This window comes from Saxibacter everestensis, assembly GCF_025787225.1.
GTDB classification, from domain to species: Bacteria; Actinomycetota; Actinomycetes; order Actinomycetales; family Brevibacteriaceae; genus Saxibacter; species Saxibacter everestensis.
This window is the reverse complement of sequence record NZ_CP090958.1, coordinates 2550313-2572494: the sequence shown is the minus strand read 5'-3', so window position 1 is coordinate 2572494 and position 22182 is coordinate 2550313. Positions and strand designations below refer to the sequence as shown.

Sequence of the window (22182 nt, the reverse complement as noted above, 5' to 3'; positions counted from 1 at the left end):
GCCGAAGCTAAATACTGCTGCCGGCCGCAGCGGGTAGCTGTCGCGGAACGAACAGAAGGGCCAGTACGGCCAGGACCGCCACCAGGGCGAATACGTAGAACCCCCACGGGTAGGCAATCCCCGCGCTCACCAGCACGCCGGTGATGGCCGGCCCGGCAATTGCCCCGATCCGGCCAATGCCGGCCGCCATCCCGAGAGCCCTGCCGCGAACCTGTGGCGGGTAGAGCTGGGTGACGAAGGCATAGACCAGCACCTGGGAGCTGAACACGAAGAGTCCGGTGACCAACACGGCGGCATACAGCAGGAGTGTGTTATCGATACGCACACTCAGTAGGGCTAGGAAGACGGCCGACGCGCCGAACCAGACCAGCGTGCTCGGCTTGGTGCCATGCCGGTCCGCTACTCGCCCGCCGATAAGCAGACCGATGACCGCGCCGACGTTGAGCACCAGCAGCTGCGCGAGCGACTGACCAAGGTCATAACCGGCCAAGGCCATCAGCTGGGGCAGCCAGGTATTGAGGCCGTAGACCAGCAACAGGCCCATGAACGAGGTGACCGAGATCGCGATACTGAGGGTAAGGAACGGCCGACGCGCAAGCGATGTCGCGCGCCCGGCGGCCGCGCGCGCTTCCGAGCTGGCCGCGCCTGAACTGGCTGCGGCCGAAGTGGCAGTGACTGAGTTGGCTGCGGCCGAAGTGGCAGTGACTGAGTTGGCTGAGCCGGCCGTGACCGCGCGGAAAGCAGGGGTTTCTGGCAACTTGAACCACATGACCGCGAGCACGATAAGCCCAGCCACCCCGCCGATGACGAAGAGCAGCTGCCAGTGCGGCACCAGGATGATGGCGAGCAATGAGGTGAGGACCGCGCCAACGTGGTAACCGGTCATCATGCGCGTCGTAGCCCGGCTTCGCCGGCCGGGGGAGGCGTACTCGCTGATCATAGTGAGTGCCGTTGGCAGGCAGGCGCCCAGACCGAGGCCGGCAATGAAGCGGAAGGTACCGAAGACGTACGAATTGGGGGACACGGCGATCAGCAGGGTGAAAACCGAGAAGAGCCCGACGCTGGCCAACAGGGCGCTGCGCCGTCCCAGCGAGTCGATCACCGGACCGACCGACACCGCGCCGATTCCGACGCCGACAAGGCCGACCGTGGAGATGAATGTGGCCGCCTCCGGTGTGAAGCCAGGCAGGCCGCCGTCGAGCAGTGTCGGGATTACCGCACCCAGGGTCACGAGGTCGAAGCCGTCCAAAGCGACCGCGATCCAGCACAGCAGCACCGGCCAGTTGACCTTGCTGCTTGCGTGTTGTGTTGCCACTTGCTCACCTTCGTCAAGAGTGTTGGAACGTGCTTCGGCCGCAGGGCGACCCGATTGGAACATGCGCGCGGATTAGCGTATCGTTGACAAGCGGTTATGTGTCGCTTTGGCACGAAGACTCCAGGCAGGTTTTGCGCTGGTGTTTTTGCTGTGCGGCGTCACGCCTCACCATAGACGAAACCCCCAGGCAGCGAAGACTTTTCGTCGCATATGACGAAGAGCCGATCAGTGCCGCGGGGTCTTGTTGCGTGTTCGGTGTCTGTTCACCGGACATGGTGGAAAACGACGATATCCCGCGTGTTATTCGTGGGGGATAAGAGGTTAGCGAACGATATGGCCAAAAAAGAAGGGGTCATTGAGATCGAAGGCAGTGTTGTCGAAGCCTTGCCCAACGCGATGTTCCGCGTTGAGCTCAGCAACGGCCACAAGGTTCTCGCTCACATTTCAGGCAAAATGCGTCAGCACTACATCCGGATTCTTCCCGAAGACCGCGTGGTCGTTGAGTTGAGCCCGTACGACCTCACCCGCGGCCGTATCGTATACCGCTACAAGTAAAGAGATCTCTAACTGTTCCTTGTCAGTCGAGCAGTGAGTCTTGATTGAGGAGAAGAAGGACAAACGATGAAGGTTAAGCCCAGCGTTAAGAAGATCTGCGAGAAGTGCAAAGTGATTCGGCGTAACAGCCGGGTCATGGTGATTTGCGAAAACGTTCGCCACAAGCAGCGTCAGGGTTAATAAACCCAGCACATCCCGCATCGCACTTGCAACAGCAGATGTGAGCACCACACCCACAGCAGCGCTCGACCCCTGACGGGCAATCGTCAGGACGACACCCTCGGTCGGAGGCCGGGGACCTCTCCATATGGATGAGGACAAGCGCTGCTCAAGTACCTCCGAACAACAAATGGAGAACCAGCAATGGCACGTCTTGCCGGTGTCGACCTCCCGCGTGACAAGCGCGTAGAGGTCGCCCTGACATACATCTATGGTGTGGGCCGCACTCGTGCGAGCCAGACCCTGACAGATACCGGAATCAGCCCGGACACTCGCGTTAAGGATCTTTCCGACGCCGAGCTCGTCCAGCTCCGTGACTTTATCGAAGGAACATTCAAGGTCGAGGGTGACCTCCGCCGCGAAGTTGCAGCAGACATCCGCCGCAAGGTCGAGATTGGCTGCTACGAAGGTCTGCGTCACCGCCGCGGACTTCCGGTGCGCGGACAGCGCACCAAGACGAACGCCCGTACCCGCAAGGGCCCGAAGCGTACCGTGGCCGGTAAGAAGAAGACTAAGTAACAGCCATCCATTGGTCATTCGTAACTGAACTGGTGACCAAAATCGATCAGGAGTAGTCGAAGGTTATGCCTCCAAAGACTCGCGCTGCGGGCGCTCGTAAGCCCCGCCGCAAGGAACGAAAGAATGTAGTTGCCGGTCAGGCACACATCAAGAGCACGTTCAACAACACCATCGTTTCGATCACCGATCCGACCGGCGCCGTCATCTCGTGGGCGTCCTCGGGTGAAGTTGGGTTCAAGGGATCACGTAAGTCCACCCCGTTCGCCGCACAGATGGCTGCCGAATCGGCAGCCCGACGCGCGCAGGAACACGGCATGAAAAAGGTCGATGTCTTCGTCAAGGGACCGGGTTCCGGACGCGAGACCGCAATCCGATCACTGCAGGCCACTGGCCTCGAGGTTGGATCGATCCAGGACGTCACCCCGACACCGCACAACGGCTGCCGGCCACCCAAGCGCCGTCGCGTCTAAGGACCGTTCGCCGCAGTTCGAAGCCTGGACAGGTAGACCGACGCCTGTCCAGGTCAATCAAGCAAGTGAAGATCGCCGGCATGCCCGGCGTTCATCAAGTGCATGCGAAGCGTCATATGGCGGATGCTCGCTGAAAGGAAGCCCACGTGCTGATTGCACAGCGTCCCACACTCACCGAAGAGGTCGTCTCCACCAACCGCTCCCGGTTCGTCATCGAACCGCTGGAGCCAGGATTTGGCTACACACTCGGAAACTCACTGCGCCGCACCTTGCTGTCTTCGATTCCGGGTGCTGCTGTAACCAGCATCCGCGTTGATGGCGTGCTGCACGAGTTCACCACTGTGCCCGGCGTTAAAGAAGATGTCACCGAGTTCATTCTGAACCTGAAGTCGCTCGTCGTCTCCTCGGAGCACGATGAACCGGTCGTCGCTTACCTGCGCAAGCAGGGCCCCGGCGTTGTCACGGCAGCGGATATCACCGCTCCGGCCGGCGTCGAGATTTTTAACACCGACCTGCACATCGCCACCCTGAATTCCAAGGGCAAGCTGGAACTTGAACTGACGATCGAGCGTGGCCGCGGCTACGTCTCAGCCGTTCAGAACAAGAACCTCGATGCGGAAATCGGCCGGATCCCGGTCGACTCCATCTACTCGCCGGTTCTCAAGGTCACTTACAAGGTGGAAGCTACTCGTGTCGAGCAGCGCACCGACTTCGATCGACTGGTACTGGACGTCGAGACCAAGCCGGCTATCGCCCCGCGCGACGCCGTTGCATCGGCAGGTAAAACACTCACCGAGCTGTTCGGCCTGGCCCGTGAACTCAACGTTGAGGCTGAAGGAATCGACATCGGCCCATCGCCGATCGATGCGGCACTCGCCGCTGACATGGCGCTTCAGATCGAGGATCTCGATCTGACGGTTCGTTCCTACAATTGCCTGAAGCGCGAAGGAATCCACACGGTTGGTGAACTCGTTGCCCGCAGTGAGGCTGACCTGATGGACATCCGCAACTTCGGTGCGAAGTCCATCGACGAGGTGAAGGCGAAGCTTGCTGAGCTCGGTCTGCAGCTCAAGGACAGCCCTCCCGGATTCGACCCTGCTGCTGCCGCTGCTGCTGCCGGCGACGACGAAGACGACGACCTCGCCTTCGCCGAAGACGAGCAGCTTTAAAAAACTCAAGGAGAAACAACAATGCCCACGCCTAGCAAGGGTCCGCGCCTTGGCAGCGGCCCAGCGCACGAGCGTCTGATGCTAGCCACCATGGCTTCTCAGCTCTTCGAGCACAAGTCCATCACCACCACGGTGACCAAGGCCAAGCGTCTTCGCCCGGTGGCCGAGCGCCTCATCACTTTCGCCAAGCGCGGAGACCTGGCGGCGCGCCGCCGGGTACTCGCACAGATCAGTGATGCGGGAATCGTGCACGAGCTCTTCACCGAGATTGCTCCGGCTGTTGCCGAGCGTCAGGGTGGCTACACGCGCATCACCAAGATCGGCCCGCGTAACGGAGACAACGCCCCGATGGCAGTTATCGAGCTTGTGCTCGAGCCGCTTTCGGCCGCGAAGTCGACTGTCCGTGAAGCTGAGTCGGCGACGAAGCGTTCGGCCAAGGATAAGGCCGCTTCAAAGGATCAGAACGCTGCGGATTCTGCGGAGCCGCTCGAAGATGGTTCAGCCCCTGAAGGCTTCACCATCAAGGGAAACAAAGACTCGATGAAGTACCACACACCCGAGTCTCGCTGGTTCAACAACACAAATGCAGAAGTTTGGTTTCGGACCGAGGAAGCTGCCGCGGCAGCCGGTTTCGTTGACGCGACGGGTGAATCGGATGACGCCGAGGAAGCCGGCGCCGAGGCTGCCGACGATGTCTCGGGAACGGCCGATGTCGCATCCGACGAGTCCCAGGCAGCCGCCGAGGACACCAACGGCGACACGGCCGACGCCAAGGCTGAGGACGACAAGAAGTAAGGCCTTCTGGACTTAAGGGGCGTCAGTACCGGGCAACCGGTGCTGGTGCCCCTTTGTTTTGCGTCCGGGTGATTCCGGTGGCCAGCGACGGGCGGGCATCCTCGGCTCAGGGCACCGCGTAAGCGAAACGGGCCAGTATGTCGCTGAAAGCCGGCCTAGAAGGGCCCTGCTCGGCGAGGAACCGGACCGTTCGGCTAGGCCGGTGGGCGGCGCACATCAATGCCTATGTAGCTGACTCTAGACTCGGCCTGCGCGGGGAGCCTCCCGACGCCGGACATGGCCTGTTTCACATGTGTTGTACGAAGCTCTAAGTTGAGCGGGGCTAAGTTGTGGGTGAGAACAATACTGGGACTGCGGTCGCTGCCTAGGCTGGGACTAGATCGTCGACATCAGTCAAGGGAGCCTATCAATGGACGCCAGCACACAACTCACACACGCTGATCCGCGAGAGCTGGGAGACGATGCTGTCGCGCTGGTCCGGAAGTGGCTGCAGGCCCAGGCCAGCGACGAGGTTCCGCTCAACGCCGCCGCCAAGCGGTTGTCGATGGTCCTGGAGGATTCCAATGGCCTCGACTTCACCGTCGGCTTCGTCGATCGGGTGATCCGGACCGAAGATGTGCACGCCGCCGCGGCTGCTTTGCATGAGCTCGGCGAGATCGTCCCCGCGACACTGCCCGCGCTCGATAAAGCCCAGATCAGGATGGGTGCGGCACTGGCGCCGCGGCTGCCTCATCTGGTGATCCCGGTTGCCAGGCGGCGCCTTCGAGCAATGGTCGGCCACATGGTCGTGGATGCACGCGACAAACAACTCGGCGCCGCTATCGCAAAGCTGCGGGCGGATGGCACCCGGCTGAACATCAACCTGCTTGGCGAGGCCGTGCTGGGCGATGCCGAGGCCGACCACCACCTGGCCGAAACCGCCCGGCTGCTCGACCGGCCGGACGTCGACTACGTCTCCATCAAGGCATCATCGGTCGCCGCGCAGCTGTCACTGTGGGATTTCAACGCCACGGCCGACCGGCTGATCGAGCGGCTCAGCCCGCTGTACCGCAGCGCGGCCGCGGCGCCGGCCGGCACCAAGTTCATCAACCTGGACATGGAGGAGTACCGCGACCTCGACCTGACCATCGAGGTCTTCACCCGGCTGCTCGACCAGCCGGAGCTTCAGCAGCTCGAGGCAGGCATCGTGCTGCAGGCATACCTCCCCGACGCGCTGTCAGCCATCCAACGGCTGACAGCCTGGGCTGATCGCCGGGTTTCCGCCGATGGATCCGGCATCAAGGTGCGACTGGTCAAGGGCGCCAACCTCGCGATGGAGAAGGTCGACGCGCAGATACATGGCTGGCCGCTCACGGTGTGCTGCAGCAAGCAGGAGACCGATACCAACTACAAGCGTGTGCTGAATTGGATTCTGCGTCCCGAGCACACCAGGGCAGTGCGGATGGGCGTCGCCGGTCACAACCTTTTCGATATCGCTTTCGCCCATCTGCTGGCGGACCGCCGCGGTGTCAGCGACCGGGTCGAATTCGAGATGCTGCAGGGAATGGCGACCGGTCAGGCCGCTGCTGTGCGCAAGGATGTCGGCGACATGCTGCTGTACGTTCCGGCCGTGCATCCCCGTGAGTTCGATGTCGCCATCTCGTATCTTGTCCGCCGACTGGAGGAAAACTCGGCGACCGAGAACTTCATGTCCGGCATCTTCGAGCTGCGCGATGGAAACAACATTTTCGATCGGGAGGCGGCACGCTTCCTGTCCTCGCTCAAGGAACTCGACGACGGGGTCCCCTCGCCGAATCGCACCCAGAATCGCCTTGCGGAGCAAAACGAGGGCTCGCTCGAGGCCGGGTTCGTCAATGAGCCTGACACCGATCCTGCCCTGGTTGCCAACCGTGAATGGGCCTACGGTGTGATCGATCAGGTTGCTGACTCTGGCTTCCTCGCGTCGCTGCCGACACCGGCTCCGCTTGGCAGCGATGAAGTGGATACGGTCATCGCCAGAGGCAGGAAGGCTGCTGAGGGCTGGGCTGCTCGGCCGGCTCGGGAACGCGCGGAACTGCTGTACCGGGTTGCCGACGCGTTGGCCGACCGGCGCGGCGAGCTGATAGCCGTGATGGCGGCCGAGGCCGGCAAGACGATCGCCCAAGCCGATCCCGAGGTATCCGAGGCTATCGACTTCGCCCGCTATTACGCGCAACGGGCACTCGAACTCGATTCCATCGAGGGAGCCAGCTTCCATCCGGTCCGGATGACCCTGGTCACCCCGCCGTGGAACTTCCCGATAGCCATCCCGGCCGGTTCGACGCTTGCCCCACTGGCGACAGGTTCCGCCGTGATCCACAAGCCGGCGCCGCAGACCGTGCGGTGCTCCACGGCGCTGATCGAGGTGATGTGGCAGGCTGGTATCCCGCGCGATGTGCTTCAGCTGGTTGAACCCGTCGAAGGCGAGATCGGTCAAAAGCTGGTGTCTCACGAGGGCGTCGATCAGCTGATACTGACCGGTGCGTTCGAGACTGCCTCGCTGTTCCACGGCTGGCGACCGGAACTCGAACTGCACGCAGAGACCAGCGGGAAGAACGCCTTACTGGTCACGCCGAGTGCTGACCGCGATCTGGCCGTCGCCGACCTGGTCAACAGCGCCTTTGGCCACGCGGGGCAGAAGTGCTCGGCCGCCTCCCTGGCGATCTGTGTTGGCAGTGTCTACGACTCGGAGCGTTTCCGTCGGCAACTGGTCGACGCGGCCAGCACCATGGTCGTGGGCTGGCCGACCGACCCGGCGTCAGTCATCGGGCCGGTTATCGAACCGCCAACCGGGAAACTGCGCAGGGCACTGACAACACTGGATCCGGGCGAGAGCTGGCTGCTTGAGCCGCGTCAGCTGGATGAGACCGGCCGGCTCTGGTCGCCGGGAATCAAGGACGGCGTCGCACCGGGCTCCTTCTTCCACCTCAATGAGTGCTTCGGCCCGGTTCTCGGGTTGATGCGTGCCAAGGACCTCGACCAGGGGCTGGCACTGCAGAATGCGCCGGACTACGGGTTGACCGCGGGCATCCACTCCCTGGACGCGGCGGAGGTGACGCAGTGGATCGACGAGATGCAGGCAGGGAACCTGTACGTGAACCGTTCTATCACCGGCGCCATCGTGCGACGTCAGTCATTTGGCGGCTGGAAGCGCTCGGCCATCGGCGTCGGCGCAAAGGCCGGCGGACCGAACTATCTGACCCAGTTGGGGCAATGGTCACCGGCGGAAGTTCCGGGGCAGCAGCAACTGCCGACCGGGCCTCGCGTCGCCTCGGCGATCGCCACGCTCTCGCCGGTTGTCTCGGATCCCGACCGGCTGGAAGCCGCGGCACGGAGCGATGAGTACTGGTGGGCCGAGGAGTTCGGCCAGGCTCGGGACGCATCGCAGGTTGGCGCGGAGGCAAATATCTTCCGATACCGGCCGTCATCCCTCACCGTCCGCGTTGCCGACGACGCGTCAATAGACGAGGTGGCTCGAGTCGTGATCGCCGGTATTCGCTCGGGCGGCAGGATTTCATTGAATTCCGCCATCGCCCTGCCCGAGGCACTGACAAGACTGGTCGCAGAGACGACGTACTACACGGACGATGAATTCCGGACCACGCTCGCCAAAGGACGGCTCAGCGGCCGGGTTCGGATCGTCGGCTCAGCTGCGGGCCTCGCCGAGGCGACTGCCGAACACCCGGATATCGCGCTGATCGATCACCCTGTGCTGCCGACCGGCCGAATCGAATTGCAGTATCTCCTCCGCGAACAGGCGGTGTCGATCACCACCCACAGGTTTGGAAACCCGGCGCCGGCGTTGGCGGCGGTTCTTCCGGCCACCGCGAGCTAGTCGGGCGGTCGGGCTGGGCTCGCTAGTCAGGCGGCGTGCGCCGGCGGCGCTGGGTGGGGGCTGCGGACAAGGCTGGCGGTGAGATCGGGCGTACGCAAGCGGTGAGACTGGGCGTGCGTCAGGCTCGAGGTGGGCGGGCGGGCACCAGGCGCTGGCGTGAAGGGACAAATGCTGAGGCTGACAAATGCTGAGGCTAGGGTGCGAAAGCAGCCGGAATCGGCTCAGATTGTGAGAAACCGAGGGTTACCGGCCAGTCAGCGTCCGCAAACGTCGGTGCTGGCATTGCAGTCCGGTCGGCTCAGCTCAGTTCGATCGAGGCAAACGGATCGCTCGTCGGCTGCTTCGATCCGCCCGGCGGCTCTTCCGTCAGGGCGAATTGGCTGGCACCGGCGATGCCGTCGATTACGGCCACCTTGTCCGAACCGTCCCGGTTACGGCCAGCATCTATAACGCCAGCGGAGACCGGAACGCCATCGCGGATAAGCCACATCTGATAGACCCGGTTGCTCGGCGGATCGGTGAATCCGTCCATGATAACCACTGCGGCGTCTTCGGACACCGACGTTGCGACCGTGGTCGAACGGCCGTCTTCCAGGGTGACCGAATGGGTGTCAAGATCGTCAGCCTGCAATATCGAGGCGGCAACTTGAGTGCCGTCGGCGAGTGGCCGGGTGAGGTAGCCCGCGCCGAATGCGGCGGCAACGATAACCACCGCTGCGGCAAGTCCGAGCCAGACCCGGTTCGGACGTCGCTGCGCAGCCCTCGAGCGAGGATCGAAGTCGACGGCGGTCACGTTGTCGTTCTCTGTAATATTCGGCGAGGGGTTCGTTGTCTGAGTGGTGTCCGGCGACGGGTCCGATGTCGGCCGCGAACGGTTGCCGGCTTGCGGGGGCAGCGCAGCCAGGATGTCGGCCTTCAGCCCGGCCGGCGGATCGATGGCGTTGCTCATGGCCAGCGCCGCAAGTGTTTCCCGGGCCTGACGGGCGCGTTCCTCGAAGGCGCGTCGGGTAGCCTCATCCGCTTGGCTCAGTCGGGCCGCCAGGTCGTCGCGTTCGGTATCGTCCAGGGCGTCCATGGCATACACCTCGGCGAGGTCGAGCAGTTCGTCGCTGCTTCGGTCCATGATTAGCTTCCCCCCAGACATTCGCGTAGCCGGATCAGGCCATCCCTGATCCTGGATTTAACCGTCGGTAGTGCGGCGCCGAGCCTCTCGGCGACCTGCCGGTAGGTCAGCCCCGAGTAGTAAGCCAACTTAACCGATTCCTGCTGTGTATCCGTCAACGTCCCCAGGCAGTTCTGCACCGACTGTGCCTCGTCCCGTGACGTTACGGTGTCGAGGACCTCGTCGTGCTCTACTGTCTGATTTCGGTTGGAAAAACGTTGTTCACGATCGACAGACCGTTGTTGCGAACGGACGCCATCGACGGCCCGGCGATGCGCGATCGTCATCAGCCAGGCCAACGGCGTCCCCGCCGTCGGATTGAAGTGCGGAGCCTGCTGCCACACCTGTAGGAAAACCTCCTGGGTGACGTCCTGGCACAGGGCGCGATCCCGGAGAATTCGAACCGTCAGGCCGTAAACCCTTGCCGAGGTTTGATCGTAGAACTCCTCGAAAGCGGCCCGATCTCCATGCGCGATGAGTAGCAGAAGATCCCGTAGGCTCTGTTGTTCCGCATGAACAGGTGCCGACGAGGTCGGGGCATCCCCGTTCCCTGCGCGGTGCTTCTCGCGTCGTAGTGAATCATCCATCCTTCCTGTCAGCCTAGCCGGTCGCGGAGCGCGTTTGTAGCAAGCCGGCTCAAAGAGGATGTGCCAGGGCCGCTCCAAGCTGTTCCGTGCGCTGCGAATGCTCACAGCCTGTATTCGGCGCCGATCCAGGCTCGGATGGGTGAGATATGAACCCATCCGGCAACCGGGTCCGCGACGAATAACGTGCATGAACACCAACGATGAGCCGACGCCACCTGCCCCCGGTCAAACCCGTGGTGCGAAGCTGCGCCGCCTTGGGCTCAAAGCACTGGCCGGGGTGCTGTCCGCCGGCCTCGCCCTCGGCATCGCCGAACTGATCACGGTCCTCACCGGCGCGCGGACCTCACCCGTGCTGGCGATCGGATCCGTTGTGGTGGACTCAGCGCCCAAGGGCGTCAAGGACTTCGCCATCGCGACCTTCGGGATTTACGACAAGATCGCGCTGCTCGTCGGTATGGGGCTGGCGATAGCGGCACTTTCCGCGATCGCCGGCGTTCTGGAAAGACGCTCCCGGCCATACGGCTCCGCAATCTTCGTGGTGTTTGGCGCGCTCGGGGTGATTGCTGCGGTCACCAGGGTCGGCGCCGGGGTATCCGCCGCCCTGCCCACCGTGATCGGAGTGGCCATCGGCATCGTCGCACTTCGGCTGCTGACCGGTGCGCTGCGCCCGGCCGAGGAGACCAGCAACGGACCTGGTGGCACAGCTGAGTCGCTGCCGGTTAACCCACGATCCGTGCGCAGACGTGGCTTCGTGCAGCTATCGGTGGGAACGGCACTGATAGCCGTTGTATCGGCGACCATCGGCAGGCTCGTCACCGCGACTGTGCGTGGAGCGCAGGCCAGCCGTGAAGCGATCCGGCTGCCTCGACCGGGCAGGAGAGCGACTATCCCCGACGGAGCGCAACTCGAGGTGGATGGCGTCTCCGACTACGTCACCGGCAACGCGGACTTCTACCGGATCGACACGGCGCTTCAGGTGCCGCAGATCTCGACGGACGATTGGTCGCTTCGAATCCACGGAATGGTGGACAAGGAAGTTGAGCTGTCTTTCGATCAGTTGCTGAAGAAGCCGCTAATCGAGCGAGTGATCACCCTGAGCTGCGTTTCCAACGAAGTCGGCGGAACCCTTGCCGGAAACGCCGTCTGGCTCGGCTACCCGATCCGATTGCTCCTGGAGGAGGCGGGCGTGAGCCGGGATGCGGACATGGTGCTGTCTTCAAGCCAGGACGGATACACGGCAGGCACGCCGCTGGAGGCGCTGACCGACCCAGGCAGGGACTCCATCCTCGCCGTGGCAATGAATGGCGAACCTCTGCCGCTGGAACACGGATTCCCGGTGCGAATGGTAGTACCCGGCCTATACGGCTACGTGTCTGCGACCAAGTGGGTCGTCGACCTCGAGGTGACCCGGTTCGATCAGAAGCAGGCGTACTGGACTCCGCGCGGCTATGCCGAGCGGGCGCCGATCAAGCTGGCGTCGCGAATCGACGTGCCCAAATCGTTCGCCAAGATCGGACCGGGAAAGATCGCCGTCGCGGGGGTCGCCTGGGCGCAGCACACCGGAATCAGCAAGGTCGAAGTCCGGATTGACGAAGGCAGCTGGCAGGAAGCCACGCTCGCGGAGGTTCCGGGCCCGGACACCTGGCGACAATGGCGCTACGAGTGGACCGCTAGGGACAAGGGCAATCACTACATCTACGTCCGGGCAACGGATGCCGACGGAAACCTGCAGACCGACAAGCGTGCCGACCCGCTTCCCGACGGCGCCACCGGCCTGCACAACCGAATGGTGCGGGTGGAATGAAAAAGATTTCCGGCGTCGAACCATCCGGCACCTGGCTTGCGGCGAATACCCCATAGTTCATGAGCAGGGCCGCAAGATCTGCCACTGACGTTGAACAGCTCAATCAAAGAAATGGCACATAAGCGAAAGGCACTGACATGCTACGGAAAAACACGAAGTACAGCGCACTGCTCGCAGTAACGGGCGCAGCAGTGCTGATGCTGAGCGCCTGCTCGGGCGGTGGTGGCTCTTCTTCTGAGACCTCATCGGCCGCACCGGAGGCGGCGCCGACTACGGAAGCAATGGCAGAAGGTCCCGTCGGGCCGGGCTGTGCGGCTTACGCCGAGGCAAACGCAGACGGTCCCGGCTCCGTCCAGGGAATGTCTGAGGCCAAGGTGGCCGAGGCAGCAGGTGCCAATCCGTTGCTGAAGACCCTGACCCAGGCGGTCTCCGGGGAACTCAACCCCGATGTCAACCTGGTCAGCACGCTGGACGGTGGAGAGTTCACAGTCTTCGCCCCGGTCGATGACGCCTTCGGGAAGATCGATGACAAGACAATCGAAACTCTGAAGACTGATGCCGACCTGCTCAGCAAGATCCTGACCTACCACGTGATTGAGGGCCAGATCGCACCGGATGCAATCGTCGGAACGCACAAGACGGTCCAGGGCGGCGAGGTCGAGGTTTCAGGTTCGCCAGAGGAGCTGATGGTCAACGGTGAGAGCGCAGTCATTTGCGGCGGTGTGAAGACCGCGAACGCAACGGTTTACATGATCGACACCGTTCTGATGCCTGAGTAATCGACGATCGGAAACTACCCGCAGTGGGCGGCGGTGGAAATCTCCCGCCGCCCACCGCTCCAATCCCAACCCATCAGGGTTCAAAGAAAGGCAAGGCAATGTCCAAATCACCGAATCGCTTGCTCGCCACTGTTTTCGGAGTTGTCTATCTCCTGGTGGGGATCCTCGGCTTTTTCGTAACATCCGGCGTCAGCTTCTTTGGCACCGAAGGCTCCACCCTCATCGTTTTTGAGGTCAACCCGTTGCACAACATCATCCACCTGGCTATCGGTGCAGCCCTGCTGCTGGCCGGGCTGCGCTCGGTGAAATCCTCGCGTTCGGTGAACACTCTGGTCGGAGCCGTGTACCTGCTGGTCGGTGTCCTCGGCCTGTTCCTGCTGAACTCGGGTGCCAACATCCTGGCACTGAACGGTGCGGACAACGTATTGCACCTGGCCTCTGCCGTGCTTCTGCTCGTGGTCGGGCTGTCGCAGGACAAGGCTGCCGAGAACAGGGCAGTTCGGGCATGATCCGGTCCCTGGGTAACGCCGGGGCGCCGATTGTCGCGGGTTCCAGCGCTCAGCGCGGAACCCGCGAGCAATCGATCACAGAGGCGGCTCCCGCCCCACAGACGACTATCGCTGATGCGATTCGGCTGTGGGGCGCGACTGCGTCGTTGGGGGCGGGACTGATTCACCTGTCGGTCGTGGTCGCCAACTACCGTTGGTGGCCACCTGTCGGGGTCGGCATCCTGCTGCTGGCAGTGGCCCAGCTGGCCTGGAGCGTAGGCATGCTCCGGTCGAAGCGCGTTGTGATGCCGCGAACTGCGGGCACGGTGACGATCCTGTCGCTGGCGGCCTGGCTGGCATTGCATCTGCAGGCTATGCCGTTCGGCCCTGCTGCCTTGAGGATCCCAACCGCCGCTGATGCGGCAGCCCTTGCCCTCCAGCTGGGAATCCTGATCAGTATCGTCGCGCTGTTCAGGTCACAGCAGGCGAATGCCCGGCCGTTCTTCGCAGTACCACTGCCTGCCGCGGCGCTGCTCGGCACTCTCTTCTTCGGCTGCGTTCTGGTCGCCGCGCTGACTACAACCGGCCTCGCGGCAACCGATGCGGGTGCCAGCGCCCAGCCGCACGGTGCGCACCTGCACTGACGACTGCGCTTGCACCGACGGCGCGCTTGCGCTGCTTGCGCGGACGGCAAGCTGCCAGGCACTTGCGCTGATGGCGCGTGCTTGCGCTGGGAAGCATCCGCCCTAGCGGAAGATGACGGTCCGCTGTCCGTCGAGAATTATCCGGCCTTGCGCGTGCCACTTCACCGCGCGTGCCAGGGTGCGGGCCTCTATTTCCTGGCCGAGCGCGACGAAATCGCTGATCCGCTGGTTGTGGTCCACGCGTGCCACGTCCTGTTCGATGATCGGGCCCTCGTCCAGATCTGTCGTGACGAAATGCGCCGTCGCACCAATCAGTTTGACTCCTCGCTTATGTGCCTGGTGGTAGGGGCGGGCACCCTTGAAGCTCGGCAGGAACGAATGGTGAATGTTGATTACTTTCCCGCGCAGCCGGTCGCACAGCTCTGCGGACAGAATCTGCATGTACCGGGCGAGGACCACAAGCTCGACATCCAGAGAATCGACCAGCTCCGAGATCGTCGCCTCCGACTGTTCCTTGGACTCCGCCGTCACCGGAACATGGTGGAACGGCACGCCGTAGAACTCGGCGAGCCCGGCGAGGTCGGTATGGTTTCCGACGACGCCGACCACCTCGATCGGCAGCTGTCCGGAACGTTGGCGGAACAATAGATCGTTGAGGCAGTGGCCGGCCTTTGAGACCATCACCAGGGTGCGAACCGGCCGGCCGACCCGGTCGAGGCCGACCTCCAGCGAAAGCTCATCCGCGACCGGGCGCAGTGCGTTCGCTATCTCCTGTTCAGTGGCCGCCGACACGAACTGCAGCCGGAGGAAAAAGTGCTCGGAGTCTGGGTTGCCGAACTGCTGCGATTCGGTGATGTTCGCACCGAGTTGAACCAGGATGCCGGTGACGGCGTGCACGATTCCCGGCCGGTCAGGACAGGAGATGGTTAGTACCCATTCGGTATTCGTGGGGGTTGCGTCGTCGGGCATGGGGAAAGCCTAGTATGACGAATATTTGCCGCCCACACCGCGGGACGGCATTATTGCTAAAGTTGGCGTTGTCGTGACTGGCGTTGGGGTGGGACACCACCGAGAAGCGACGTGGAAGGACATTGATCTTTGGCTGCGTGCAGCCAGCTGGCCGTTCGCCTGGGCCGGACGATCTTGCTCACATTGGAACCATTATGTGGTCAAGACGACCACCCTACGAATAAGGAGACGCCCGCGTGAGTGATGCCTCAACCGCAGAGATCATGAACGGATCGCTGCAGGACATTGATCCCGAGATTGCAGACGTTCTTGATCAGGAACTCGGTCGCCAACGCGACACCCTTGAAATGATTGCCTCGGAGAACTTCGTTCCGCGGGCTGTGCTGCAGGCTCAAGGTTCGGTGCTGACCAATAAGTACGCCGAAGGGTATCCGGGCCGTCGCTACTACGGTGGTTGCGAATACGTCGATGTCGCCGAGAACCTGGCGCGTGAGCGGGCGAAATCGTTGTTCGGCGCCGACTTCGCAAACGTCCAGCCGCATTCGGGCGCCCAGGCGAACGCCGCCGTCCTGCATGCTCTGGCGTCGGCGGGCGACCGGATCCTCGGCCTCGAGCTGGCGCACGGAGGCCACCTGACCCACGGCATGAAACTGAACTTCTCCGGCAAGCTCTACGATGTCGCCGGGTACGGCGTCGACCCACAGACCTTCCGCGTCGATATGGACATCGTTCGGGACGCGGCCAGGAAGCATCAGCCACAGGTGATCATCGCGGGCTGGTCCGCATACCCGCGGCACCTGGATTTCGCGGCATTCCGCGAGATCGCCGATGAGGTCGGCGCAAAGCTCTGGGTGGATATGGCGCATTTCGCCGGCCTGGTTGCCGCAGACCTGCACCCGACCCCGGTCCCGCACGCTGACGTTGTCTCTTCGACCGTGCACAAGACCATTGGTGGTCCGCGTTCCGGATTCATCCTGGCAAAGCAGGAATACGCCAAGAAGCTTAATTCCGCCGTTTTCCCCGGACAGCAGGGCGGCCCGCTGATGCATGCCGTTGCCGCGAAGGCCGTTGCGTTCAAGCTCGCCGCGGGGGAAGAGTTCAGGGATCGGCAGCGACGCACCATTGAGGGTGCGCAAATTCTGGCCGAGCGTCTGCTTGCCGACGATGTCGCCTCGGAAGGCGTCTCGGTACTGACCGGAGGCACCGACGTTCACCTGGTCCTCGTCGATCTGCGCAACTCGAAGCTCGACGGGCAGCAGGCCGAAGACCTGTTGCATAGCGCGGGAATCACCGTGAACCGCAACGCCGTCCCGTTCGACCCGCGGCCGCCAATGGTGACGTCCGGCCTGAGGATCGGCACGCCCGCGCTCGCCACCCGCGGATTCGGTGAGGCCGAGTTCCGTGAGGTCGCCGACATCATCGCCAGTGCGCTGAAGCCCGGCGCGGATATCGAACCGCTGAAGCTCCGGGTGAAGAAACTCACAACGGAGTTCCCGCTGTACCCCGGGCTGGAGCAGTAAACGAAGATGACAGCGAGAATTCTCGACGGCAAGACGACCGCGGGAGCGATCAAGGCGGAGTTGACCGAACGAGTTGCCGCGCTCAAAGACCGGGGAATCACCCCCGGTCTCGGTACTGTCCTGGTTGGCAATGACCCCGGCTCCACCTGGTACGTCAACGGCAAGCACAAGGACTGCGCCGAGGTCGGCATCCAGTCGATTCGCCGTGACCTGCCCGAGAGCGTCAGCCAGGAAGAGCTGGATGGTGTCATCGATGAGTTGAACGCCGATCCTGGCTGCACCGGCTATATCGTTCAACTTCCGCTACCGAAGCAGATTGACACCAATTCGGTCCTGGAGCGCGTTGATCCGGCGAAGGATGCCGACGGGCTGCATCCGATGAACCTGGGCCGGCTGATGCTCAATGTCAGTGAACCGATCAACACTCCGTTGCCGTGCACGCCGCGTGGGGTGATTGACCTGATGCTCCGTCACGATATCGACCTCAAGGGTAAGCATGTCGTCGTGATTGGACGCGGCGTCACGGTTGGGCGCTCGATCGGATCGTTGCTCACCCGCCGGGAGATCAACGCGACGGTCACGCTGACTCACACCGGAACCTCCGATCTGGCCAGCCACCTGCGAGCGGCGGATGTCGTCGTCGCAGCAGCGGGGTCGCCACGCCTGGTGACCGCGGACCAGCTGAAGCCGGGCGCGATTGTGCTCGATGTCGGGGTGAGCCGGGAAAACGACCCGGAGACAGGGAAACCGCGGATCGTTGGGGACGTCGCCGCAGACGTCGCAGAGGTGGCAAGCTGGATTTCGCCGAATCCCGGGGGAGTAGGTCCGATGACCCGGGCGCTGCTGCTGAGCAATGTGGTGGAAACCGCGGAACGAACGCTCGATTAGGACGATATTCCTGAAGCTATGTAAGGACAAGGAAATGGCGCGGCTCCGATTTTCCATCGGAGCCGCGCCATTTCTTTGTGCATCGAACGCGGCGGGAATTCCCGGCCGGTGAACCGTTAAAATTTCCCTAGCCGTGGTCGTTGCCGTTGAGCGGCATCTCGAAAAGGACCCGATCCTCGCCTGGGCCGGCATAATCGGCGACGATTTCGGCCCGGAAGCCGATTGCGGTATGGAATGCGATGGATGAGGAATTGCCGGCGCTCGTCATCGCCTCGATGCTGCGTGCGCCCTGCTGCTTGGCCTTGGCGATGAAGGATTCGTAGAGTTTGCGGCCGATTCCCATGCCGCGGTGATCCCGGCGAGCGGCGACCAGGTGGACATAGGCGACCCCGGACACCGGTACGACGCCCAGCAAATAGCCGACTGTTGTGCCGTCGCTGCGAGCCACCAGCCCGTCTGACCCGAATTGGCGGAACCATACCGGATGGTGCTGGTCGCGAAGGTCGCGTTCGTCCCAGAAATCGGTCTGGGCGTTGATCAGCCAGTCGCGAAGGTCGGTGGCGTCGATCTCGTCCAGCGGCACGATGGTCAGCGCAGTATCGCTGCTGCTGACATTCTGTTCGGTAAACGTCATGGTTCCTCCACAGTGAGTATGCAAAGCCGGCCTGCGTCGGATCTCGGCAATTACTGGTGTCAGAGCGAAGGACCGAACACGTCTTTGCTCTGCTTAAAAAATACGCTGAACGGGCACAGATAGTAAATGTGCCTTTCTTAAACCCAACTATTGCAGGCGAGCCTACCCGGTCAAGCGGCGGGTAGCGGAAGTGACTGTCAGTGCACCGTGGCAGGATTGAAGCCATGCTTCGACTAGCTTCTGTGAATGTAAACGGCCTCCGCGCGTCTTGGCGGAAAGGAATGCAGCCCTGGCTCGAAACCCGGCAGCCGGACGTGCTCGCGCTGCAGGAAGTTCGCGCCCCCGACGAGATCGTGCACGACCTGCTGAGTCCGAGCGGCCTTCATGTCGGCACCGCGCCTGCCGAGGCGAAGGGCCGTGCCGGGGTTGCGGTAGCCACGAAGGTGCGGCCACTTGCCACCAGGATCGGGATCGGGATCGACTACTTCCTCAACTCGGGGCGCTGGATCGAGACGGACATCGAAGTAGCGGGCTCCAAGAAGCTGACTGTGGTTTCCGCATACGTACACTCCGGCGAGGCAGGCACCCCGAAGCAGGATGACAAATACCTCTTTCTGGACCGGATGATCGAGCGGCTGCAGGAGCTTCGGAAGGAGTCCGACTACGCCGTTGTGGTCGGCGACCTCAACGTCGGGCACACAACGTTCGACATCAAGAACTGGAAGGGCAACGTCAAGAAGGCGGGTTTCCTGCCGGAGGAACGCGCATATTTCGATCGGTTTTTCGGCGAGCTCGGCTGGGTGGACGTCGCCCGGACCATCGCCGGCGAGGTCGATGGCCCCTACACCTGGTGGTCGAACCGCGGTCAGGCCTTTGACAATGACACCGGGTGGCGAATCGACTACCAGGTGGCGACCCCGGAACTCGCTGCGCTGGCGAGGAGCTGTGAGGTGGATCGTGCGCCGTCATATGACACGCGATGGAGCGACCACGCGCCGCTTGTCGTTGATTACGACCTGTTGTCGTGAGTGACGACGGCGGGCGGGAGCAGGCGGGGACGTCGGTGTGGCGTGCTGTGCTGGAAGAAGCCCGCCGGTACCCCTCGCCGCACAATTCCCAGCCGATCAAGGTCCGTCCGGTCGGGGGAGCGGCCTGGCCGGCCGAGACCACCGTGGCGTCCGACGGCGCTGGGAACGACAGCACAGTGGTGCCCGACGGCGCTGGGTACGACGCGGAGTTGTTTTATGATCTCGATCTTGGACTGCCGGCCGAATCGTTCGGAATTCCGTTCGGGCACGTTTGTGCCGGCACGTTTCTGGAGTCACTCAGGGTTGTCGCGGCGGCACGCGGATTCCTGCTGCAGGAATCGCTCGCCTACAGCGACATGGACTTCTCCGCTGAATGCCGCCTGCATTTTCTCGCCCACCTTCGTCTCGTCCCGCATGCAGCCACGGACGCCGACCGGATGGCGTTAGCCGTCTTTCTGAACCGGCGCACATCCCGGCGCAGTTACGACAGATCGCTGGCTGACCGGCAGGTCGTGGACGGCGCACGCGAGATCGCGCAGGCAGGCGGTTACGTCTTCCGCACCACCGAGAACCGCGGAATCGTCAGGCAGCTTGTGCATATCAATCAGGAAACCCTGTTCGACGACCTGCAGAATGACGCTGTGCATGCCGAAATCATGCGCTGGCTGCGCTTCTCCCGCGCGGAAGCGGCGCGGAAAGCCGACGGACTCAGCGCAGAGACGATGCTGGTCAATGGTCAGGTGTTGAACGCCGCGATGAAGAACCGGCAGCTCTGGACGGTACCCGGATTGGGCGTCGCGTTGCGGGCGGCCTATCTGAACACCATGCGGGGAGTCCGCCAGCTGGGTTGGCTGGAAGGCCCTTTCGCCTCGCCGGCCGATTACGTGCAGGCCGGGCGGACGTTCATGAAGATATGGCTTTTCCTGAGCGCCAACCAGGTGTCGTTACACCCATTCGGCACCGTAATCACCAACCCCCGCTCACATGCTCGGCTCGTCGAGACCCTGGGCATCTCGGAGACCGACGGCTCGATGGCCTGGATGCTGTTTCGGATGGGACATAGCAAGACTCCACCGGCCGCGCATCGCCGCCCGGTCGACCAGATGATCCTTGGGGAACCCGGATGAAGAAGCTGATTTTTGCCATAGTCCGCGCGCAGGACCTCGCCGTGCGACTGCTTGCCAGACGAGTCAGCACGCACAAGCTGTTACTGCTGCCTGGCATCGAGCCGCTGCGCTGGCGGCTTGGCCTGTGGCGTGCGTTGCGAACTTTCGAGGCGTCGGCCCGGCGGGTGCCTGCCTACCGCGAGTTCCTGACGTCGAAAGGGTTTCCGCACGAGCTGCCGGACAGCGGAAGCCTCACAAAGGCCTTTGCCACCATCCCGGAGATGGACAAGGACTCCTACATCCGGAAGTGGTCGATCACCCAGCGGTGTGTGGACGGGGAGCTTCCCCGTCGCGGCGTCGTGGTGGATGAATCGTCCGGCAGTTCCGGCAACCCGACCAGCTGGGTACGCGGACCAGACGAGCGAGTCGCGACCCGGGTGCTGCTCCAGGTTGGATTCGCGCAGACCTCGAATCGGTTGCCGAAGCAACCCTTCGTGCTGAATGCCTTTTCTCTTGGCGCCTGGGCTACCGGCATGAATGTGACGACCTCGCTGGCCGACGTCACCATGATCAAATCGATCGGACCGGACAAAGACAAGATCATCGCGACGATGCGCGAGTTCGGAACCGACTTCACCTACATCATCCTGAGCTACCCGCCATTCCTGAAGTCACTTTTCGACGATGAACGGCTCGATTGGTCGACGTACGACATCGTCGCCGCGTTCGGTGGTGAAGGCATCAGTGAAAACATGCGCGCCCACATCTCGCGCTACGCGCACAGCGTGTTCGGTTCCTATGGCGCCTCGGACCTGGAGATCAACTTCGCCTTGGAAACCGACTTCACTGTCGCACTGCGGCAGGAGATCGCGCGAAACCCGGAGCTGGCACGCCTGCTGACCCGGCAACACGAGTACGGGGTGCTACCGATGATCTTCCAGTTCAACCCGTACAACTATCTGATCGAGACCAACCAGGCCGGCGAGCTACTGGTCACGATCACCCGCAAGGAGAACCTGAATCCGAGAATCAGGTACAACATTCACGATCGTGGTCACGTCACCAGGCTCCGTGAGCTGTTGCCGATACTTCGTCGCAGCGGCCTAGGCGGAATCGTCGACAAGAAGCTGCTCGACTTCCCCCTGCTGTTCCACTACGGCCGCTCGGATCTTTCGGTGGACTTCAACGGGGCGGTCGTCGCTCCCGACACGGTGCGTGACGTCATCTTCGGTTCGCCGGAACTGATCGAGACGATAGAGAACCATCGGCTGATCAGCTACGAGGATGATGCCGGGGATCGGCAGCTGCACATCGCACTTCAGCTGAAGGAGACCGGCCCGGAGATCGACCAGGATCAGGTCCGGGAACTTGTTTTTTCCGAACTGCGGCGGCTCAACAGCGACTTCGATCATGCAATTGTCACCTCGCCGACGTCGGCGCTGCCATCTCTGGCATGTTATTCGTTCCGGAGCGGCCCCTTCGCGGAGGATGGCAGCAAGCTGAAGAACGAGTACGTCTGGCAGTTGGCGGCCGGGGACGACGGCCGTTGGGCGCTGAAGACGGAACACCGCGCCCGGCCCTAAGCTGCCTACTCGGCGGCCGCTGCGCTGCCTGCTTCCGGCCGCTAAGCCGCCTACCCGCCGGCCGCTGCGCTGCACCGCGCTCGGCCATACGAGGT

The 22182-nt window shown here is 62.8% G+C and carries 20 protein-coding genes, 1 pseudogene and 1 riboswitch; of the genes and pseudogenes, 16 read left to right on the top strand and 5 right to left on the bottom strand.

Features of this window, described 5'->3' with window-relative positions:
• Window positions 1–7 precede the first annotated feature (7 nt).
• The gene (locus LWF01_RS12240; RefSeq protein ID WP_349637660.1) at window positions 8–1315 is read right to left on the bottom strand and encodes an MFS transporter; all 1308 of its coding nucleotides are present in this window, start codon (window positions 1313–1315) and stop codon (window positions 8–10) included.
• A gap of 333 nt (window positions 1316–1648) precedes the next feature.
• Between LWF01_RS12240 and infA the strand changes: the two genes are divergently transcribed.
• The 7 genes and pseudogenes from infA to LWF01_RS12205 all read left to right on the top strand — a co-directional run bounded on the left by infA (window position 1649) and on the right by LWF01_RS12205 (window position 8895).
• The gene (gene infA / locus LWF01_RS12235; protein WP_179429549.1) at window positions 1649–1870 is read left to right on the top strand and encodes a translation initiation factor IF-1; all 222 of its coding nucleotides are present in this window, start codon (window positions 1649–1651) and stop codon (window positions 1868–1870) included.
• Window positions 1871–1936: 66 nt separating this feature from the next.
• Window positions 1937–2050: a 50S ribosomal protein L36 gene (gene rpmJ, locus LWF01_RS12230; RefSeq protein ID WP_349637659.1), complete on the top strand. Its 114-nt coding sequence runs from the start codon at window positions 1937–1939 to the stop codon at window positions 2048–2050.
• Window positions 2051–2233: 183 nt separating this feature from the next.
• The gene (gene rpsM / locus LWF01_RS12225) at window positions 2234–2608 is read left to right on the top strand and encodes a 30S ribosomal protein S13 (RefSeq protein WP_349637658.1); all 375 of its coding nucleotides are present in this window, start codon (window positions 2234–2236) and stop codon (window positions 2606–2608) included.
• Between the two features lie 65 nt (window positions 2609–2673).
• Window positions 2674–3078, top strand: coding sequence for a 30S ribosomal protein S11 (gene rpsK, locus LWF01_RS12220; protein WP_349637657.1), 405 nt, complete (start codon window positions 2674–2676; stop codon window positions 3076–3078).
• A 146-nt stretch (window positions 3079–3224) separates the two neighbouring features.
• Window positions 3225–4247, top strand: a complete 1023-nt coding sequence (locus tag LWF01_RS12215; protein WP_349637656.1) for a DNA-directed RNA polymerase subunit alpha — start codon at window positions 3225–3227, stop codon at window positions 4245–4247.
• 21 nt (window positions 4248–4268) lie between these two features.
• Window positions 4269–4901: pseudogene (gene rplQ, locus LWF01_RS12210) on the top strand (50S ribosomal protein L17); the annotation flags it as partial.
• 550 nt (window positions 4902–5451) lie between these two features.
• Window positions 5452–8895 carry a proline dehydrogenase family protein gene (locus LWF01_RS12205; protein WP_349637655.1) on the top strand — a complete coding sequence of 1148 codons (3444 nt, stop codon included), beginning with the start codon at window positions 5452–5454 and terminating at the stop codon, window positions 8893–8895.
• A gap of 298 nt (window positions 8896–9193) precedes the next feature.
• On the opposite strand, the gene LWF01_RS12200 is transcribed toward LWF01_RS12205, so the two are convergent.
• Together LWF01_RS12200 and sigK are read right to left on the bottom strand one after the other, a co-directional pair.
• Window positions 9194–10018: an anti-sigma factor gene (locus LWF01_RS12200; protein ID WP_349637654.1), complete on the bottom strand. Its 825-nt coding sequence runs from the start codon at window positions 10016–10018 to the stop codon at window positions 9194–9196.
• A gap of 2 nt (window positions 10019–10020) precedes the next feature.
• Window positions 10021–10644 (bottom strand): ECF RNA polymerase sigma factor SigK, encoded by a 624-nt coding sequence (gene sigK, locus LWF01_RS12195; protein ID WP_349637653.1) that lies wholly within the window; start codon window positions 10642–10644, stop codon window positions 10021–10023.
• 187 nt (window positions 10645–10831) lie between these two features.
• On the opposite strand from sigK, the gene LWF01_RS12190 reads away from it, so the two are divergent.
• The 4 genes from LWF01_RS12190 to LWF01_RS12175 all read left to right on the top strand — a co-directional run bounded on the left by LWF01_RS12190 (window position 10832) and on the right by LWF01_RS12175 (window position 14359).
• Window positions 10832–12448: a molybdopterin-dependent oxidoreductase gene (locus LWF01_RS12190; RefSeq protein ID WP_349637652.1), complete on the top strand. Its 1617-nt coding sequence runs from the start codon at window positions 10832–10834 to the stop codon at window positions 12446–12448.
• Between the two features lie 137 nt (window positions 12449–12585).
• Window positions 12586–13227, top strand: a complete 642-nt coding sequence (locus tag LWF01_RS12185) for a fasciclin domain-containing protein (RefSeq protein ID WP_349637651.1) — start codon at window positions 12586–12588, stop codon at window positions 13225–13227.
• 98 nt (window positions 13228–13325) lie between these two features.
• Complete coding sequence (locus tag LWF01_RS12180; protein WP_349637650.1) at window positions 13326–13736, top strand: DUF4383 domain-containing protein; 411 nt, start codon at window positions 13326–13328, stop codon at window positions 13734–13736.
• On the top strand, window positions 13733–14359 hold the full coding sequence (locus LWF01_RS12175) for a hypothetical protein (protein ID WP_349637649.1): 627 nt from the start codon (window positions 13733–13735) through the stop codon (window positions 14357–14359). Before LWF01_RS12180 ends, LWF01_RS12175 begins: the two co-directional genes overlap by 4 nt.
• Window positions 14360–14461: 102 nt before the next feature.
• On the opposite strand, the gene purU is transcribed toward LWF01_RS12175, so the two are convergent.
• Window positions 14462–15328, bottom strand: a complete 867-nt coding sequence (gene purU / locus LWF01_RS12170; protein WP_349637648.1) for a formyltetrahydrofolate deformylase — start codon at window positions 15326–15328, stop codon at window positions 14462–14464.
• A 63-nt stretch (window positions 15329–15391) separates the two neighbouring features.
• A riboswitch (ZMP/ZTP riboswitch) is annotated at window positions 15392–15500 on the top strand.
• A 91-nt stretch (window positions 15501–15591) separates the two neighbouring features.
• Between purU and glyA the strand changes: the two genes are divergently transcribed.
• Together glyA and LWF01_RS12160 are read left to right on the top strand one after the other, a co-directional pair.
• Window positions 15592–16848, top strand: coding sequence for a serine hydroxymethyltransferase (glyA, locus tag LWF01_RS12165; RefSeq protein ID WP_349640911.1), 1257 nt, complete (start codon window positions 15592–15594; stop codon window positions 16846–16848).
• Window positions 16849–16854: 6 nt separating this feature from the next.
• Window positions 16855–17736 carry a bifunctional methylenetetrahydrofolate dehydrogenase/methenyltetrahydrofolate cyclohydrolase gene (locus LWF01_RS12160; protein WP_349637647.1) on the top strand — a complete coding sequence of 294 codons (882 nt, stop codon included), beginning with the start codon at window positions 16855–16857 and terminating at the stop codon, window positions 17734–17736.
• A gap of 127 nt (window positions 17737–17863) precedes the next feature.
• Here the strand turns inward: LWF01_RS12160 and LWF01_RS12155 are convergent, their stop codons facing one another.
• The gene (locus tag LWF01_RS12155; RefSeq protein WP_349637646.1) at window positions 17864–18370 is read right to left on the bottom strand and encodes a GNAT family N-acetyltransferase; all 507 of its coding nucleotides are present in this window, start codon (window positions 18368–18370) and stop codon (window positions 17864–17866) included.
• A 224-nt stretch (window positions 18371–18594) separates the two neighbouring features.
• Here LWF01_RS12155 and LWF01_RS12150 point away from each other — a divergent pair, with 224 nt between their 5' ends.
• Genes LWF01_RS12150 through LWF01_RS12140 form a run of 3 tightly spaced genes read left to right on the top strand, consistent with a single transcriptional unit; the run spans window position 18595 to window position 22087 of the window.
• A complete protein-coding gene (locus LWF01_RS12150) occupies window positions 18595–19398 on the top strand; it encodes an exodeoxyribonuclease III (protein WP_349637645.1) in 804 nt (267 codons plus the stop codon).
• The gene (locus tag LWF01_RS12145; protein WP_349637644.1) at window positions 19395–20525 is read left to right on the top strand and encodes a nitroreductase family protein; all 1131 of its coding nucleotides are present in this window, start codon (window positions 19395–19397) and stop codon (window positions 20523–20525) included. Before LWF01_RS12150 ends, LWF01_RS12145 begins: the two co-directional genes overlap by 4 nt.
• Window positions 20522–22087, top strand: a complete 1566-nt coding sequence (locus LWF01_RS12140) for a phenylacetate--CoA ligase family protein (protein ID WP_349637643.1) — start codon at window positions 20522–20524, stop codon at window positions 22085–22087. The genes LWF01_RS12145 and LWF01_RS12140 overlap by 4 nt, the downstream gene beginning before the upstream one ends.
• The last annotated feature ends 95 nt before the right edge of the window (window positions 22088–22182 follow it).